The 16,708-nt window shown below is 34.5% G+C and carries 23 protein-coding genes and 1 pseudogene; 15 read left to right on the top strand and 9 right to left on the bottom strand.

Annotated features, from left to right (window positions below; all coding sequences use genetic code 11):
* Positions 1-140 precede the first annotated feature (140 nt).
* Genes PY770_RS06920 through PY770_RS06910 form a run of 3 tightly spaced genes read left to right on the top strand, consistent with a single transcriptional unit; the run spans position 141 to position 1,846 of the window.
* Complete coding sequence (locus PY770_RS06920; protein WP_163601173.1) at positions 141-1,058, top strand: ABC transporter ATP-binding protein; 918 nt, start codon at positions 141-143, stop codon at positions 1,056-1,058.
* Positions 1,055-1,603, top strand: coding sequence for a hypothetical protein (locus PY770_RS06915; RefSeq protein ID WP_103428571.1), 549 nt, complete (start codon positions 1,055-1,057; stop codon positions 1,601-1,603). The genes PY770_RS06920 and PY770_RS06915 overlap by 4 nt, the downstream gene beginning before the upstream one ends.
* A gap of 30 nt (positions 1,604-1,633) precedes the next feature.
* On the top strand, positions 1,634-1,846 hold the full coding sequence (locus PY770_RS06910; RefSeq protein WP_163601172.1) for a hypothetical protein: 213 nt from the start codon (positions 1,634-1,636) through the stop codon (positions 1,844-1,846).
* Between the two features lie 95 nt (positions 1,847-1,941).
* Here PY770_RS06910 and PY770_RS06905 read toward each other — a convergent pair whose 3' ends face one another.
* The 3 genes from PY770_RS06905 to PY770_RS06895 form a co-directional block, all read right to left on the bottom strand.
* Positions 1,942-2,877, bottom strand: coding sequence for a phosphate/phosphite/phosphonate ABC transporter substrate-binding protein (locus tag PY770_RS06905; RefSeq protein ID WP_103423207.1), 936 nt, complete (start codon positions 2,875-2,877; stop codon positions 1,942-1,944).
* Positions 2,878-2,989: 112 nt separating this feature from the next.
* The gene (locus PY770_RS06900) at positions 2,990-3,451 is read right to left on the bottom strand and encodes a DUF3021 domain-containing protein (protein ID WP_103423208.1); all 462 of its coding nucleotides are present in this window, start codon (positions 3,449-3,451) and stop codon (positions 2,990-2,992) included.
* Positions 3,448-3,891, bottom strand: coding sequence for a LytTR family DNA-binding domain-containing protein (locus tag PY770_RS06895; protein ID WP_163601171.1), 444 nt, complete (start codon positions 3,889-3,891; stop codon positions 3,448-3,450). The genes PY770_RS06900 and PY770_RS06895 overlap by 4 nt, the downstream gene beginning before the upstream one ends.
* 226 nt (positions 3,892-4,117) lie before the next feature.
* On the opposite strand from PY770_RS06895, the gene trhA reads away from it, so the two are divergent.
* Complete coding sequence (gene trhA, locus PY770_RS06890) at positions 4,118-4,765, top strand: PAQR family membrane homeostasis protein TrhA (protein ID WP_103428574.1); 648 nt, start codon at positions 4,118-4,120, stop codon at positions 4,763-4,765.
* A gap of 295 nt (positions 4,766-5,060) precedes the next feature.
* Here trhA and PY770_RS06885 read toward each other — a convergent pair whose 3' ends face one another.
* Positions 5,061-5,420, bottom strand: coding sequence for an IS3 family transposase (locus tag PY770_RS06885; RefSeq protein ID WP_103428575.1), 360 nt, complete (start codon positions 5,418-5,420; stop codon positions 5,061-5,063).
* A 103-nt stretch (positions 5,421-5,523) separates the two neighbouring features.
* Entirely contained in the window at positions 5,524-5,784 is a 261-nt protein-coding gene (locus PY770_RS06880) for a hypothetical protein (protein ID WP_168848149.1), read from the bottom strand.
* Positions 5,785-5,988: 204 nt separating this feature from the next.
* Here PY770_RS06880 and PY770_RS06875 point away from each other — a divergent pair, with 204 nt between their 5' ends.
* From PY770_RS06875 to guaD, 3 genes are all read left to right on the top strand, one after another.
* Positions 5,989-6,633, top strand: a complete 645-nt coding sequence (locus tag PY770_RS06875; RefSeq protein ID WP_103428576.1) for a hypothetical protein — start codon at positions 5,989-5,991, stop codon at positions 6,631-6,633.
* A 165-nt stretch (positions 6,634-6,798) separates the two neighbouring features.
* On the top strand, positions 6,799-8,133 hold the full coding sequence (locus PY770_RS06870) for a uracil-xanthine permease family protein (protein ID WP_275045905.1): 1,335 nt from the start codon (positions 6,799-6,801) through the stop codon (positions 8,131-8,133).
* A gap of 62 nt (positions 8,134-8,195) precedes the next feature.
* On the top strand, positions 8,196-9,527 hold the full coding sequence (guaD, locus tag PY770_RS06865) for a guanine deaminase (RefSeq protein ID WP_163601235.1): 1,332 nt from the start codon (positions 8,196-8,198) through the stop codon (positions 9,525-9,527).
* On the opposite strand, the pseudogene PY770_RS06860 reads toward guaD, so the two are convergent.
* From PY770_RS06860 to PY770_RS06850, 3 genes and pseudogenes are all read right to left on the bottom strand, one after another.
* Positions 9,528-10,281: pseudogene (locus PY770_RS06860) on the bottom strand (ABC transporter permease).
* An 18-nt stretch (positions 10,282-10,299) separates the two neighbouring features.
* On the bottom strand, positions 10,300-10,593 hold the full coding sequence (locus tag PY770_RS06855) for a DUF4162 domain-containing protein (protein ID WP_056958192.1): 294 nt from the start codon (positions 10,591-10,593) through the stop codon (positions 10,300-10,302).
* Positions 10,568-10,888: an ATP-binding cassette domain-containing protein gene (locus tag PY770_RS06850; RefSeq protein WP_225362085.1), complete on the bottom strand. Its 321-nt coding sequence runs from the start codon at positions 10,886-10,888 to the stop codon at positions 10,568-10,570. The genes PY770_RS06855 and PY770_RS06850 overlap by 26 nt, the downstream gene beginning before the upstream one ends.
* 151 nt (positions 10,889-11,039) lie before the next feature.
* Here PY770_RS06850 and PY770_RS06845 point away from each other — a divergent pair, with 151 nt between their 5' ends.
* The 8 genes from PY770_RS06845 to PY770_RS06810 all read left to right on the top strand — a co-directional run bounded on the left by PY770_RS06845 (position 11,040) and on the right by PY770_RS06810 (position 15,599).
* Positions 11,040-11,375, top strand: coding sequence for a MarR family winged helix-turn-helix transcriptional regulator (locus tag PY770_RS06845; RefSeq protein WP_275045904.1), 336 nt, complete (start codon positions 11,040-11,042; stop codon positions 11,373-11,375).
* Positions 11,376-11,495: 120 nt separating this feature from the next.
* A complete protein-coding gene (gene tnpA / locus PY770_RS06840; protein ID WP_014081459.1) occupies positions 11,496-11,894 on the top strand; it encodes an IS200/IS605 family transposase in 399 nt (132 codons plus the stop codon).
* The gene (locus tag PY770_RS06835; protein WP_275045903.1) at positions 11,894-13,069 is read left to right on the top strand and encodes an RNA-guided endonuclease TnpB family protein; all 1,176 of its coding nucleotides are present in this window, start codon (positions 11,894-11,896) and stop codon (positions 13,067-13,069) included. The genes tnpA and PY770_RS06835 overlap by 1 nt, the downstream gene beginning before the upstream one ends.
* A gap of 137 nt (positions 13,070-13,206) precedes the next feature.
* Positions 13,207-13,392 carry a hypothetical protein gene (locus tag PY770_RS06830; protein ID WP_275045902.1) on the top strand — a complete coding sequence of 62 codons (186 nt, stop codon included), beginning with the start codon at positions 13,207-13,209 and terminating at the stop codon, positions 13,390-13,392.
* A gap of 21 nt (positions 13,393-13,413) precedes the next feature.
* Positions 13,414-13,761: a hypothetical protein gene (locus tag PY770_RS06825; RefSeq protein ID WP_014082519.1), complete on the top strand. Its 348-nt coding sequence runs from the start codon at positions 13,414-13,416 to the stop codon at positions 13,759-13,761.
* A gap of 4 nt (positions 13,762-13,765) precedes the next feature.
* Positions 13,766-14,557: an alpha/beta fold hydrolase gene (locus PY770_RS06820; protein ID WP_103428579.1), complete on the top strand. Its 792-nt coding sequence runs from the start codon at positions 13,766-13,768 to the stop codon at positions 14,555-14,557.
* 130 nt (positions 14,558-14,687) lie between these two features.
* Positions 14,688-14,843, top strand: coding sequence for a hypothetical protein (locus tag PY770_RS06815; protein ID WP_275045901.1), 156 nt, complete (start codon positions 14,688-14,690; stop codon positions 14,841-14,843).
* A 6-nt stretch (positions 14,844-14,849) separates the two neighbouring features.
* Positions 14,850-15,599 carry a type I phosphomannose isomerase catalytic subunit gene (locus PY770_RS06810; RefSeq protein ID WP_163601055.1) on the top strand — a complete coding sequence of 250 codons (750 nt, stop codon included), beginning with the start codon at positions 14,850-14,852 and terminating at the stop codon, positions 15,597-15,599.
* A gap of 49 nt (positions 15,600-15,648) precedes the next feature.
* On the opposite strand, the gene PY770_RS06805 is transcribed toward PY770_RS06810, so the two are convergent.
* The gene (locus PY770_RS06805; RefSeq protein ID WP_139555047.1) at positions 15,649-16,590 is read right to left on the bottom strand and encodes an L-lactate dehydrogenase; all 942 of its coding nucleotides are present in this window, start codon (positions 16,588-16,590) and stop codon (positions 15,649-15,651) included.
* Positions 16,591-16,708: the final 118 nt, after the last annotated feature.

Here is a 16,708-nt window from a genome sequence, read left to right as displayed (position 1 = left end):
AATCGAAAGCAGGGCTTTTATTTTTGTGAAATAATAACGTTAAATAAAAAATATCCTTTGTAGTTTGTTTTTTTATAATAAAATTAATTAAATTTTAGTTAATGTACGCAAATATTAGAACGCTTTAAAGGAGGTACGATATGAGTGAAATTCTTAAAGTTGTTGATTTGAATTATAAATATAAAAAGAATGAAAAATACGCTTTGAAAAACGTAAATTTTTCAGTTCAGACTGGAGATTTTATTGCGTTAATTGGTTCTAATGGTAGTGGAAAGTCGACTCTCATGAATAATTTAACTGGATTTTTAAAACCGACATCTGGAACAGTGGAATATTTTGAAATTGGTTTTAAAAATTATTCACAAAAACAACCTTTTTCTGCGATTGGCTATTCTCCCCAAATTCAAATGATGGATTGGTTTAGTAATGTATTTGATAATGTGATGCTGGAGTCCTTGCTATTTGGGAATTCAATCAAAAAATCTAAGGAATTATCTAATCTTGCATTAAAAAAGGTTAATTTGGATTCAGCAGCGTCTAAGAAAAAATTGCCTGAAACTTTGTCAGGAGGGCAACAACAACGGGTTCAATTAGCCAGAGCGGTAGTTCATAATCCTGATTTTTTAATTCTTGATGAACCAACCGTTGGATTAGACGTTGAGTCTGCGAAACTTTTCTTAACAAATGTCAAAAAATTTGGTGTCACGGCTTTAGTTTCCTCACATGACATTAATATTTTGGAAAAATATGCTAACAAATTATTATTTATCGATAATGGGGAAATAATTTATTTTGGAGATTTAAAGAAATTTATTCAAAAGTACAATCAGCAAGCCTACAAGGGAATTTATTTTAAAACGGATGACCGAGATAAAATTGAAGCTGAATTAAAACAACAAGGACTTAATTTTGAAGCAGATGAGGGTGGCATCATTGTGAACGATGCTATCTTGAATTCTGTAATCCAAATTATTATTAAATATGGAAAAATTGAGTCAATTTCTGACTTTCAAAAAGGTTTGCGTGATATTTATTATGAAATGAAGGTGAGCCAATGATTAAAGCAGAAAATTTTCGTCAAGCTAGCCATATGGGTTTCTTTTCGGCAATTAAATTCATGGTTTTGGTTAAATTTAATGCTTATAAAACCTCAATTGCACAAATGATTCGTCAAATCTTTAGTCCAATTTTATATTTTATTTTCCTAGCTCAAGGACTAGGTGCCCTAATTCCGACTGTTACTTTTATGGGAGAAAAGGTAAACTATAAGACTTATGTATTTTTAGGAATCTTTGCTTATATCTTGGTTACTGCGTTTAGTGAAAGTATTTATCGAACTACAGTTGATAAACGTTATGGATTATTGGCCTTAAAATTACAAGGTGGGATTAAACCATTTTATTACGTTTTTGGTGGCGGAATTTTTATGGAAATTAGTATTTTAATTCAGTGTTTAATTTTGTTAGTTGTAGCAATGTTATTTGGCGTTCGAGTTTCCTTTCCCTTATATTTATTAGGAATTCTATTTGCAATTATTTCCATGTATTTTTGGAGATCATTGGCAGTGCTAATTTCAATTGGGATTAAGGACTATCGTACTTGAGATTTAATCCTAACTTTTGGAGTACTTCCTTTGTCATTTGTGGCACCTGTATTTTATTCATTGAATAAATCACCACTTTTGATTAAAGTTATTTCAGGATTTAATCCCTTGACCTGTCAAATTCAAGCGATTCGAAGTATTGTTTTTGGTCATTTCTCCAGTTTTTATATTGGAATTTCACTTGGATTAACGATTATTACGGTCATAGTTAGTAACGTAATTATTAATGAATTAAATATTTAAATATTTCTCTTACTTAAAGATAAAATGAGAATACAAAAAGAAGACCTGTAATCGGATAATTCCGATACAAGTCTTCTTTTAATAAAAATGATTAATTATTTGTTTTTGTTTAAATTATTTGCTTGTTTAATGTAAGATTTCATTGGGGCAAAGTCTTTGTTGCTAGTCTTAACATAACCATTGTGTTGGTAGATGTTGAAGAGAACTTCGCGACCATGTTTTGTTTTGGCAATGTCCATGAAAGCTTTTTGAATCTTCTTGTCAAGTTTTGGTGAAAGACCTTTACGAGCGGAAATCGTATCGTTTGGAATTGGAGTTGATTTGTAGAGAACCCGAGTATCAGTCATGGCTTTTGGATCATCTTTAGCAGCAATACTACGAGCACCTTCAAAGACGAAGGCAGCATCGGCATTACCGTTTACAACTGACATAACTCCTTGGTCAGCACCTTTAACTGTGAATGGTTTACAATCTTTATTTAAGTTAATACCTTCGTGTTGCATTTCAACAGCTGGGTAAATGTAACCAGCAGCAGAAGTAGTATCTTGGGTAGCAATCTTCTTACCCTTTAAATCTTTAAGGGATTTGATGTTACTATCTTTACGAACAACAACTTCGGCATAGTAATGATTAGTAAGTTTTTTGGTAAATCCTTCATTAGCATCACGAGTTTGACGTTGGGCTTGTAGCAAAGGAACTACCCCGTATTGTTTGTGAGCTAAAACGTAAGCAGCTGATGGTAAGAAACCAACATCAAGAGTTTTTGAACCAAGAGCTTCAACCATGGTATTAGTTGTAGTTGCCACAGTCATTTTAACTGGCATGTGTAATTGTTTAGAAAGTAAAGATTGAAGTGGCTTGATTTTAGTATCCATTGAACCGGCATTAACTGATGGAACGAATTGAACAGTTAAAGTTTTTGGATCTGAAGATTCAGCGTTTCCTTTTTTACCACATCCAGTAAGGCCTACTGCTAATAATGACATTGCTGAAACGACAAGCAAGGTTTTGACAATTTTATTGACTTTCATGATATTCTCCTTTGAATTAGGTCATTTAGGTTACAAAAAGATAATAACAATAAAAGTGAACTATTTCAAGGATAAATCTAAAAATAGTTCACTTTATCAGAAAATATACGAATTAATTGGCTTTTTTGTGCGCGTTCATCTCTTGATTTATTAACTTTAAGGTTTGTTTAGCCTTATAAAAAGAAAGTCCCCACATCCAGATGTAGATGAAAACGAAAATAATCGTAAAGGAAATCATGAAATTAAGTTGAAGTGGAAACCAACCTGCCAAGATTGCGAGCGGGGTAAATAAGAGATAAGTAATGATGAAATGAACAATCGTTTTTTTGGTAATTCCCCAAGTTTCAATGTTAAAGATGGTTGATGAGAGACTAAAAACTAGTCCGATTAACGACCAAATGATGACGGAGACGGCAGTTGCATTTAAGTTATTGCCAAATTGTTTTACAAATTGATCACTGGAAGGTTGAAAATAACTGAGGTGATAGTAAAAAGAAATACATAGAGCAATCATGAAACCATAAAAAGTACCTCCGACAATACCAATCATAATTTTTTGGAATATTTTTTTCATGATAAATCCTCCTTGATGGTTTTGACAAATCGACGTGATGCGTAAGTCAACGTTCCGTTGGTTAAATTAATTTGGTAACGACCAGCTTTACTGAGCGAAAAATAGTCAATTTTATTGATGTTAACGATTTCAGCACTGGAAATCTGGAGAAACATTTCCTTAGGAAGTTGATTATGTAGAAAATAAATTCGTTCTTTAATTCTATAGTGATGTTGATTATCTGTTTCACAAATTACGGCTCCATTTTCGGTGTAAAAACGAACGATTTGCGGTAAGGAAAGCACAAATTGTTGCCGATTTTGGTAACCAGTGATGAGCCATTCTTGAGTTAATTTTTGAATTGATTCAGCTAATTGTTGTAATTCAGTACTTTTTTGTGCTGCATTAATTTGAATGAAAGGTTCGATGAACTGTTTGGCGATGCTGAATTTTACTTTCAAAATGAATTTCCTCCTTTAATAACTTTTATATTAAAGGTTAATTTTGAAAATGGAATAGTTACTAAATAATTGGTTGTTTTAGAAATCTAATTGGTTCTTTTCCCTCAATTTGTAACATCAAAATCGTTGATATAATAAAGTTTTAACGTTAATTCAGCATGATTTAACTTTTCGTAGTGAATCTTTGTTATGCTTTACTCAAAGAACAAATTAAAAGAGGGTTAATATGATAGAAAAATTTAGACAAAGTCGCAATTATCGAATTTTAGACGAAATTTTAAGTGCCATGACACATGGGTTTGGAGTGGCCTTAAGTATTGCTGGATTAGTGTTAATTATCCTAAGAGGAGTAGAAGTTGGTGGTGCAATGCGAATCACTGCTTTCTCAATTTATGGATCAATTCTGGTTCTTTTTTACTTAGCGTCAACGTTATTTCATAGTCTTGTGTTTACGAAAGCCAAAAAGGTTTTTCAAATTTTCGATCATTCGGCAATTTATTTACTAATTGCGGGGACTTATCTTCCCTATTGTTTAGTCACAATTGGCGGAATTTTAGGATGGACCACCTTAATTATTATTTGGGCGATGGCGATTGCTGGAATTATCTATAAGTCACTTTATGGAAACCAATATCCAATTGGTTCTACCGTTATTTACGTAATTATGGGGTGGATGTGTTTAATCGATATTTGGCCACTTTGGAACAATTTAAGTCATTTGAGTTTTTGGCTCTTAGTGCTTGGGGGAATTGCTTTTACCTCAGGTGCTGTGATTTATAGTTTTAAGAAAATTTTATTTGGCCACGTGATCTGGCATTTATTTGTAATGCTTGGCACTGTCCTTATGTATTTCTCCATTTATCTAAGTGTTTAATGTTTGACTCATAAAAACGAACATGGTTAAATTTAGATATTAGTTAAGGAAGGAGAAAGTGAATGACAAACGAAAAGAACTTGCTTAAAGCAGCATACTGTACTTGTACGAGATAGTAATGTTCGCGTTAGATGCGGATGTTAAAACATCTGTATCTAAGTAGAGTGGTTTTGTCATACTCAGTTAGATGCAAACTTAAGGTTAATCTAACTGTGGTTTTTGCATCAGCAAAAGGCTTTCTTAAAAAAGAAACCAGTTAGGTTATGATGGGCTACAATAAAGTTAGACATTATATTTAAGCGATTTTTAGGAACTTATTCCGATACTCTATCGGGGTAAGTTCTTTTTTTCTTGAAATTCTTTCATAATTAAACCATTTTTTATAATCTGAACACACTTTCTTTAACGTAGTTAAAGAGTCTATTTTTTCTCTGTACAAACATTCTTTTTTCATCAAACCTATCTGACTCTCAACAGGAGAATTATCAAGGCAATTACCTTTTCTAGACATACTTTGTAAAACATTTTGTTTATCAATCCATTTTCTATAAGATTCTAATTGATAATGTGAGTGAATTATGGCACCAGATAAGCATGGATTATTTTTATAGAAATTTATTGCTTTTAATTTAAATTTACAATCATATTTAGTCATAATAAAGAGGCCTCAATTTCAGTTAGATTTTGTCTAACTTTATTGAGGCCCCTCAAATTGGATTATCCAATTTAACGGTTTTTAATTTCTCTATCTTATTTTATTAAGCATCTTCCTTAGCACTTTTGAAGAAACAAACGTATTCAAAAGCTACCAAAAGAACCAATGATAATGCTGCACCGGGAATTCCAGCAACAGAGTAAAGTCCTAACACAGCAGTTAAACCAATGGTGGTTACTGTGGTAATTAATGACCATTTTTGAAGGGTTGAAAGTTGGTTGATTTGACCAGAAAAACTAGTTCCTAAAGCACCGGCTCCGATAAAAGCAACCATTCCAACTAAAGCATGTAAAAAGATAATCATAAGTATTTCTCCTATTCATTTTGGGAGAATTATTGGTACTATCTTCGGTTATTCTACTATAGTATCATAGGAGTTGATGAGATACGGAATATATTTTAATTAACGACTATTTTTAATTATAAAATTGATTAAATTAGACTTGATTTATCATGATATAAGTACCACAATGAACTAATAACAGTCGTTAAGAAAGGTGATTTAAGAATGACAAGTAGACATTTAAAAAATAATGCAAGAAGAAATATTATTATTGCTGCAATCACAGTGGTCGTGATTTTAATTGGAAATATCAGTTTTGGTGCCTACAAGATGAATGCCAACCAGGTTACTAATAATAAAAGTGATTTGAACAAGACTGCTAAAGATTCTAAAGCATACGACGGTTCAAATGATCACAATTCTAGTTCTAAAAAGAAAAAAACCGATAAAGATAAACAAGCTTCAGCAACTACAACCACTTCAGCTGCTGATCAAACTAATGCAAATAATAGTGATACCAATTCAAGCACTAATCAAAGTTCTACAAGTAATAATTCTGCTTCAACTCAAGTAGCTAATGCTAATAACAGTAGTTCAACTAGAGCAACTAGTAATGGAGTTAACCAAAAAGCTAACATTTCAGGAGCATCAACTGTGTTAAGTGCTGGTGCAGCTAAACAAATGATTTCTAACATGAATATTCCAGCTGGAAATGTGACTTCAAATGAACCTGGATCATACACTGTTACAAGTGGTTCAAACCAGTATACTATCGTTCAAGATGGGAAATCAGTAACGATTTACCAATCTCAACCAGATGCTAATGGAAATATGCAAGTGGTAAACAAAGACGTCGCTGCAATTAATTAAATTAATAAATTAAGAAAACCCTTCTTAGGGTTCTTTTTTTACAATCATTCGTTTAAAGTCGAAGCATATTCAAATTTAATATTAAAAATGCTTGTTTACAAAATTAAATACGAATGTTATTATAGTTTTATTGGAAATCGTTAACTAAAAAGGGGGGGATGATCAATGGCGAAAACAGATAGTGAAAGTTCATTAATTTATGGTCCAAATGATAAAGTTCCAACAGGACAGTCTATACTACTAGGTTTACAACACGTTTTAGCAATGGATGTTTATGTGCCACCTGTAATTATTGCCGGATTATTGGCAATGGGTGTCGCTGAAAAAATGAGTTTGATTCAAGCAACTTTCATAGCTGCCGGAATTGGTACGATTCTTCAAACTAAATTCTTCATGAAAATGCCAATTTCTGCTGGTCCATCATTTGTTCCAATTGGTGCAATTGTAGGTGTTTACCTTGCTAGTGGTGCTAAAGGTGGAATGGCCACCGTTATCGGATCATTAGTAGTCGGAGCCTTATTAATGGTCTTACTTGGAATGACAGGAATTTTCCAAAAAGTAATTAATGTGCTAGTTCCTTCCATTGTTGGGGGAACCATTATCACAAGTGTGGGGCTTTCCTTAATGCCAGGTGCCTTAAATGATAATATCTTCAAGGCACCTGGTCACATTAACCAAAACATTATTTTGGCTTCTGTAACAGGGGTTGTTCTTCTATTCGCAGTTTTCTTGGGTCTTTATTTCCCCAAAGCTAAACATTTCTTTAAAGTTGGCTCAATTATTTTAGCTCTTGCAGCTGGAACAATTACTGCAACTATGATGGGACTCTTTGATTGGAAAGTTGTTTCTCAAGCAAAATGGTTCACTTTCCCAAGTTTTAACGTTTTCCATTATGGAATGCAATTTAACTTCTCTGCCATTTTAACTTTCATTGTTATTTACGCAGTTATTACGGCTGAAACAACTGGTACTTGGTTCGCTATGAGTGCCGTTACTGATGAAAAAATTACTCCTAAACAATGGAATCGTGGAATCATTGGTGAAGGAATTAGTTGTATTATTTCTGCTTTACTTGGAAGTACCCCAGTTACTAGTTATTCAACTAATGCCGGTGTTATTTCAATTACTGGAATTGCCAGTAAAAAAGTTTTCATTAGTGCCGGAATTTGGTTCATTGCTCTTGGATTCTTAGGTAAAGTTTCTGCTTTCTTATCGGCAATTCCTGCTCCTGTAATTGGTGGAGTATTTGCGATTATCTGTGCCACAATAATGTTAAACGGATTGAAAGTTATCAAGGGAATTCGCACTACTGAACGTGATCTATATGTTGTGGGAATGCCAATTATTCTTACCATGGCTATGATTTTGATTCCAGCATCAACAGTTAAAGCGGCTCCTCAAATGATTCAATATGTTCTTGAATCACCAGTTGCTGTTGCAGCCATTGCTTGTGTGATTTTAAATCAAATTATGCCTAAACGATTACAAGAAGAAAAATAAATTAAAATTAAATAGCACAATGCCGAAAAGCATTGTGCTATTTTTATAGAAAGATTTATCTAATGAGATTAGCAATTAAGGGATCGGGATATACTTCAGCCAGCAAAACAGAAATTGAATTTTTAAATCAGGTTTTAATTGTAGTTAATGATCAAGGAAAAATTGAAAAAATTATCAATCAACATGATGATGATTATGCATCACTTTTACAACTAGCAAAGTCTCAAAATAAATTAGTTGAATTATCCGAAAATCAATATTTTTTACCAGGATTTATTGATACCCATATTCATGCTCCCCAATGGCCTAATGCAGGATTAGCTTTAGATAAGCCACTAAGTGAATGGCTTAACGAATACACCTTTCCGTTAGAAGCTAAGTATCAAGATTTGTCATTTTCAGAAAAAGTTTATGATAATTTAACGAAAAATTTAGTAGATTTTGGGACAACCACCGCGGTCTACTTTGGAACCATTTATCCAGAATCAAACCTAGTTTTAGCGAAAATGTGTAATAAAAATCGGCAACGGGGATTGATTGGACAAGTTGCAATGGATGATCCTGATATGAATCCAGAATATTATCTTGACAAATCTGCCGCTGACAGTATTGCTAAAACCAAACGTTTTATTGATGAATTACAACAACAAAATCAAACGAATATGATTAAACAAACTCCAGTAATTACTCCTAGATTTCTACCTAGTTGTAGTCTGGAAGCCTTACGCGGACTAGCTAATTTAGCTAATCAATATGATTTACCCATTCAATCTCACTGTAGTGAAAGTAACTGGGAAAATGGTTATGCGCTGGAAAAATATGGAAAACGTGACGCAACTGTTTTAGATGAATGTGGTTTAATGAATAATCGCAGTATTATGGCCCACGGAACGTTGTTGAATGATTCTGATTTAAACTTATTTGAAACAAATGGGGTTACAGTTTCACATTGTCCAATTTCAAATGTGTATTTTGGTGATGGAATTTTACCTGTCAAAAGGATTTTAAATCATCATGTTAATCTTGGTTTAGGAACAGATATTTCAGGTGGCTTTTCACCTAACATGTACGATAATGTGAAACAGTCAATTTTATCTTCACAACAATTGCAAAGTGGAGTCGATACTAGAATTGATGCACAAAAACGTGGGGTTCCAGATAGTCGCATTACAGCTAAAACAGCTTTTTACCTTGCAACGGTTGGAGGAGCAAAAGCCATTAATCTACCAACTGGTGAGCTTAAACCTGGTTATTTAGCTGACTTACAAATTGTCGAAAATCAACCTAAACCATTCCAACCAGCTACTTCTGATGATATTTTTGAAAATCTAATGTACGCGACTACGCAAAATGATATTAAAACTGTTTACGTGGAAGGTTTGCAAGCCAAATAATTAACTTTTGTGGTTATAAACCAAAACTGTTAGGGGAGCAAAAATTGCAATGATAAGAACACCAGCTCCAAAAATAATCCAGGCTTCGTTTGACCAAATTCCTTGATTTAGCATGGTCCGTGATGCACTAATCACGTAAGTTACCGGGTTTAAATGTACGATAACTTTCATAAAATTAGGCAAAGTTTTGACTGGTACAAAGGCATTTGATAAAAAGATTAAAATTAGCATCGTCATTAAAGAGATACTTTCGACCATGGTCGTGCTTTTAGCGATGAGACCGTAAAAAGCAAAGATCCAGCTGATTGTCCAACCAAGAAAAACGTCTAACAAAACGACGATGACTACCCAGCCAAAACCGGCAGCTGGACGCCATCCCATGAGATATCCAGTTGCTAAAGAGGCAATTGCTGCTACGACAAGTCGTAAGATATCAGCCACTAATTGACCAGCTAGCGGTGCAAGGTTTGAAATTGGCAACGATTTAAATCGGTTATAAATCCCGGTATGCATGTCTTCACTGATTTGGGTACCAGATGCGGCAGAAAGTAAAGCTTGCATTAAAATTCCGGGGACAATAATTGGGAGATAATTATGCACGTTTCCCGCAATGGCACCCCCGAAAAGATAACCAAACATCAACATAAAGAGGACTTGGTTGCACGATGACATCTAGTAATTCATCGGGATTGTGTAAGGTTTTTAAGAGATTGCGATAAGCAATCGTTGCAGTATTTGAAATTAGATTCTTCATATTTTTTCTCCTTTTTAATTAGTCTTTTCCAACAGTCATAGCGAAGAACACATCATCCATTGAAGGTTGTTTAACGTTAAGATCACTGATTTTGAGATTAGCTTGGGTAAGTTGATGAAGAATGATGGGAACTTCATTGATGTCACTAATTGGAATGACGACTGAGTTTCCATTTTGTTGTACTTTTTCTTTTAAATCAGATTGAATGCTTTGTACGGCTTTTTCTGCTTGATTTTCATCTTCAAACTTAAGGTTTAATTTTTCATTTCCCACTTTTGCTTTAAGTTCATTTGGGGTTCCGTATCCGACCATTTTCACGAGCCGATAAATCTTTATCAATTGAGGCATCTTGGGAAGTTAACCCAAATAAGGAACGGACCTTTTGGGGTTCTTTTTGTGTATCATAACCCATGATGGTAATTGATCCACTAGTTGGCTTTAAAAGGGTGGTCATCATTCTGAACGTGGTTGTTTTCCCCGCTCCGTTTGATCCTAATAAGGCGAAGATTTCTCCTGGTTTAATGTTAAATGAGATATCATCGACGACTTTCTTTTGGTTAAAAGTTTTACTTAAATGGTTAACTTGAACAGCATATTTTTCTGACATAAGTTTTCCTTTCTGTTTTTTAATTATGTTAAGGGTCCTTGACTAAAATTGTTGTAAGGGTCCTTGATTAAATTATCAAATTTGTTTTACTGCTTGAATCTTATTTTGATTGGTATAATTGAACTATTGAGAATCATTGAGGAGTGAGACTATGGATGAAATGCTTGAAAAACACCGATTAGCAGCTAAATTATATGAGTTTTCAGCTTTACAAGATATTGCCAATGAACAAGCAGAACGACATTCACCGGTCTTTAAGGGACAAAATAAGATTTTAATTGCGTTGAGTGAGGGTGATAACATTTCGCAAAAGGAATTGTCGCTGCGGTTAGGCATTAGCGTGCAAGCCACGAATGAATTTGTAACTAAGCTGCAAAAAAAGGGCTATTTAACCAAGACTAAATCACCAACGGATGGTCGAGTACAATTAATTGAGTTAACTGAAAAGGGACGTAAAGAAGCTAAAAAGAGCTTATTTTATCCATAATTGGCGAGAATACCCCCACTTCGACAAGTGGGGGATGAATCGCCTCCTTAAAGCACGATAGTGCTTTTTCTTTTGCGCTATGGTATATTTAGTATATGTTAAAGAATCGTGGTGATAACAATAGAATTAGATAGAAATCAGCACTCAGTATATCTACTCAATTATCATTTAGTAATGGTTGTTAAATATCGGCGTAAAGTCATTAACGATGAAATATCTGAGTATCTGAAACATCGTTTTGTAGTAGTTGGTCAGTCTTATGGTATTAATCTTCAAGAGTGGAACCATGATATTGACCATGTTCATGTCTTGTTCCGCGCAACACCGCATACGGAGATGGCTAAGTTCCTGAACGCTTATAAATCATCAAGTTCTCGAATGGTTAAGAAACTATTTCCAGAAATTAAGCGTCAGTTGTGGAAATCCGCTTTTTGGACCCAAAGCTATTGTTTAATTAGTACTGGTGGTGCACCGTTAGAAGTAGTAAAAAAGTACATTGAAAGTCAAGGGAGAAAGTAATGGTTCTTAAAGCCGTGAAAATGCGTATATATCCTAATTCCGAGCAACGTGACCGTTTAATGCAAACCTTCGGTTGCGCTCGTTTTGTGTGGAATCAGATGCTTAATATGCAAATTGAGCGGCAAAAGAACAATCCAGAAGCCAAGTTTGTCAATGCCTTTGGCATGAACAATCTTCTAAAACGATTAAAAGAAGAATATCCCTGGTTGAAGCAAGCAGAATCAACATCCTTGCAAAGTACTAATCGCAATCTAGCCGACGCCTTTCAGCGTTTTTTTAAAGGGCAAAATAAGTTTCCACACTTTAAGTCACGAAAGTATGCACAGAGCTATAACTCGAAATGTGTTAACCACAACATTAAAGTGATTGACAATCACCATATTAAGTTGCCTAAATTAGGGGTAGTTTACTTTCGATCAGGACGTTTGCCACAAGGCAAAATCAAGAACGTTACTGTTCGCCTAACTGTTGCTAATCAATACTACATTACCGTTTTAACTGAATGCGAAAACCAAACATTAGCTAAGACCGGTAAGCGCGTTGGTGGTGATTTAGGATTAAAATCATTACTTAATCTATCCGACGGTTACAAAGAGCCAATTCACCATTTTGAAGATAAGTATCGTAAGAAGCTACACCATTGGGAAAAGTTGCGCAGTCGACGCTACCTATTAGCTAAACAAGCCATTGCTTGGGATTATCACAATAAGGTCTTAGCTCCACGGCAATTAGACGACTTCAAAAACTACCAAAAAGCTCGTGTCATGGTTGCTAAATATCGTCAAAAAATCGCCAACCAACGGTTGGATCAGTTACAAAAGTTCACAACCAAGTTAGTTAAACAATATGACATCATTGTGCTAGAAAAACTTAACATTAAGGGCATGTTGAAAAATCATAAACTAGCTCGAGCGATTACCAACGCTAGTTGGTCTAAGCTAGTTAGTATCTTGCAGTATAAATGTGATTGGTACGGTAAAAAACTCATTCAGGTTAATCCAGCATATACTAGTCAAATCTGTATTAACTGTGGGAAAAGCAACCATCGGTTAGGTTTAGATAAATCGGAATGGTTAGATGTTCGTGAATGGGATTGTCCCAACTGCGGGACCCACCTAGATCGCGATATCAATGCAGCTCAAGTAATTCTGAAAAAGGGGTTAGCTACCCAATAATTAAGCTATTTAGGCCTGGGACGGGCCTTGGTCAATAATCGTAACCTCTGCTCGAAAGTTCACTTAGAACCGGTAGAGTAAGTATGCGATGTTCCCAGAATCTCCCACTTCAAGCGTCAAGCCGTAGGCTTAGCTAAGTGGGAGTAGTTCAAATTCCCGAATATATAGACTATTTAAATGACGAAGAACAACGCCAATTGGGTAAGCTTTTGGATAAGTTAAATAGTGGAATTCAAAATCATCTTCAATTAGATGGAATTAAAAATATTGGAACGAGAATTCGTTTTAGTCAGTTGAAACGGAAAAATTATGATGATCAGTAATTAAATGAAAGGAGCATCACTATGAGTGCTACTTATTTTAAGTTAAAACGCAAAGAAATTTTTAACAATCAAGTTCTTTTGGATTTGGCCTATTTATTAGTTGATCGTTGTCACGTCCATGTCATACATGTGGGTTTGTTTAATCATGCAGAAAACGTTAGTTTAAACACTAAGATTGATAAAGTTTTAGATAGTGAATATACACTTGATTATTTGCGGGAAAAGAATCCTGAAATTAATTACATTAAACTAGCTAGTGCTGATTCACAGGGGTGGATCCAAATTAATAGGAATGGAAAAATTGCGACTAATCAAGCGAAATTATTTAAGCAAATGAAACCAGTTATCAAAGCATACTTTAAAGGATAGACAAATGAAATTTTATACTTCAGATCAAATTGAATTAGATTATGATGATTTTGGGGCAAAATCTGATCCGGTAGTCATGATTCTTTCAGGTATCGGAGCCTACAAAGAATACTGGAAAAAAACGATTGCTGCTTTAGTGGAAAATCATTATCGGGTAATTAACATTGATGCCCGTAACCAAGGAAAGTCAGAACATACCAATCAAGGACTACGAATTTCTCGGCATGCGATGGATTTATATGAGTTACAACAAAAATTGGAAATTACTGACTCCATTTTAATGGGAAATTCAATGGGAGCCTCGACGATTTTTGCCTATGTTTCCTTATTTGGCTCATCCCAATTACGTGGGATTATTGATGTTGACCAAAGTCCAAAAATGATTAATGACGAAACGTGGCAATATGGGTTTAAAGACATTACGTGGGATGATTTCCACTTTGCGTTAGCACAACCCTTTGGCAAAGCCACTCATTGCAATATTGATGATCAAATCTTTAAGCAAATTCAACAATTAAAAGCTGATTTTCCGTATGATGCAGAATTAAACTTTCCGTTTTTAATTGATCATGCCACCCAAGACTGGCGGAGTGTGATTGTGCATTTGGACTGTCCCCTCTTAATTGTCAGTGGGGCTGATTCTCCTTACTTCAATCCAAAATTTGCTAACTTAAGCGAAACTTTATCAAGTCAGGTTACAGCCACTTTAGTTGAAAATGCAGGTCATCTGGTGATGGTCGAACAATCAGCTGTATTTAATGAAGAAATGTTACAGTGGTTACAAAAAATAGGCTAAAAAGAAATAATGAAAGCGATTACATGTTATGCTGTGCTTGATTAGAAAATAATTTAATCTAAAGAGGCAAACTATGAATAAATAAACTAAAATTGCACCACTTTTTTTAAAACCAATTTTTCATCAAAAAATGTGGGGTGGTACGAATCTAAAAAAATTCAATCTAGCCATTCCATCCGATAATACCGGAGAAGCCTGGTTGGCATCAGCATATGGCGATGATTTATCTCAAATTGTTAATGGCCCTTATCAAGGACAAACTTTAAAACATGTTTGGAATGATTAACCACAATTGTTTGATAATCACCGTCCAGATCAATCATTTCCCTTATTGGTTAAAATGCTGGATGCACAACAAAGTCTTTCTATTCAAGTTCATCCAAATGATGAAAATGCCCGTAAGTTTTTTGCGGAGCCAAATGGGAAAACAGAATGTTGGTATATTTTAGCTGCCAAGCCTGATTCAGTGGCTTACTATGGTCATCAAGCGCAATCAGCAGCTGAAATGCAAAAAGATATTAAAAACCATCAATTGGGGAGTCTGTTAACTACGATTAAAGTAAAACCAGGTGACTTAATTTATGTGCCAGCTGGGACATTACATGCTTTAGGTGCTGGAATTGTTGCTTTAGAAATTGAACAAAGTTCTGATAATACGTTACGTTTTTATGATTTTGCAAGAATCGACCCTGTAACTGGTAAACAGCGTCCTATTCAAATTGATAAGGCAATTGCAGTTACTAATTTTCCTAATCATATTCCTGACGAAAAACTTACTCAGCCAGTCGTTGATTTCGATAATCCAGCCATCACTAGTATCTTACGTTCTCCATATTTTCAAATTAGTAGAATTAAAGTGGTTGGGAAAACGCAAATCACCCACCAGCATTATTCAATTAATGTGGTAACTGAAGGCTCAGAAACACTAGTGTGTGATAATCAAGAATACCAAATTGAAACGGGAATGACTTTTATCATGCCTACACCAATTAAAAATTATTGTTTCAAAGGAAACTTAACTATCATTCAGGCTAACGAATAAAAAAACTCGCACATCGAATTCGATGTGCGAGTTTTTTACTTGGTTTAAATTATTCGATACTATCTTTGATGATTTCTTTAATTTCTTTAGCGGATGCTTGCATTTGGTTAATTCCGTTTTGACTAAGTGGAATTTCAATAACTGAAGCAATTCCTTGAGCGTTAATGACAGCGGGAGTCCCTAGATATAAATCATCTAGTCCATATTGGCCTTCAATAGGAGCACCAATTGCTAAAACAGCATTTTCATTACGTAAAATGGCGCGTGAAATTCTCATTAAAGCAGAAGCAACTCCATAAAAAGTTGCACCTTTTTTGTTAATGATTGAGTATGCTTTATTGCGAGTTTTATCTTCTAATTCTAATAAATCTTCCTTAGATACACCACGTTTAGCAGCGTAATCTAATAATGGAACATTTCCGATTGTAGCTTCGTCTAAGTCGGCGAATTCTGAATCTCCATGTTCACCTAAAACATAAGTATTGACACTTTCGGGAGCTAAATTAAATTTATCGGCAATAGCGACTTGGAAACGACCAGTATCAAGAGAAGTTCCAGAACCAATTACTCGAGATTTGGGGAATCCTGATAATTTTTGAGTAGCGTATGCTAGGATATCAACGGGATTAGATGCAACTAAGAAAATCCCAGTAAAACCAGAAGCAACAATTGGTTTAACGATGGTTGCTAAAATTCTAAGGTTTTTATTAACTAAATCTAAGCGAGTTTCACCTGGCTTTTGAGGGGCACCGGCTGTAATGACAACCAAATCGGCATCTTTACAATCAGAATATTCTCCAGCGTATATTTTAGTTGGAGAAGTAAAGGGAGTAGCATCTTCTAAATCAAGTGCATCTCCAACTGCTCGTTCTTTATGTCTAGTTACAATTACAAATTCTTCAGCTAATCCTTGCTGAACCATTGCAAATGCATAGGCAGAACCAACGGCCCCATTTCCAATTAAAACAACTTTTTTATATTTTTGGGTCATTGCAAATTCCTCCTCAGTAATAGTTTAATAATATCACTATTTGTTAATTATACGATATGTTTCACACAACAATGTTAAGTAAAATTTAGTGGTAATCTATGAATAGAACTGTTTACAT

Origin of the sequence: Fructilactobacillus sanfranciscensis, from assembly GCF_029023685.1 — a bacterium.
Classification (GTDB): domain Bacteria; phylum Bacillota; class Bacilli; order Lactobacillales; family Lactobacillaceae; genus Fructilactobacillus; species Fructilactobacillus sanfranciscensis.
Note: the sequence above shows the minus strand (reverse complement) of the source record. Positions and strands in the feature narration are given on the sequence as shown.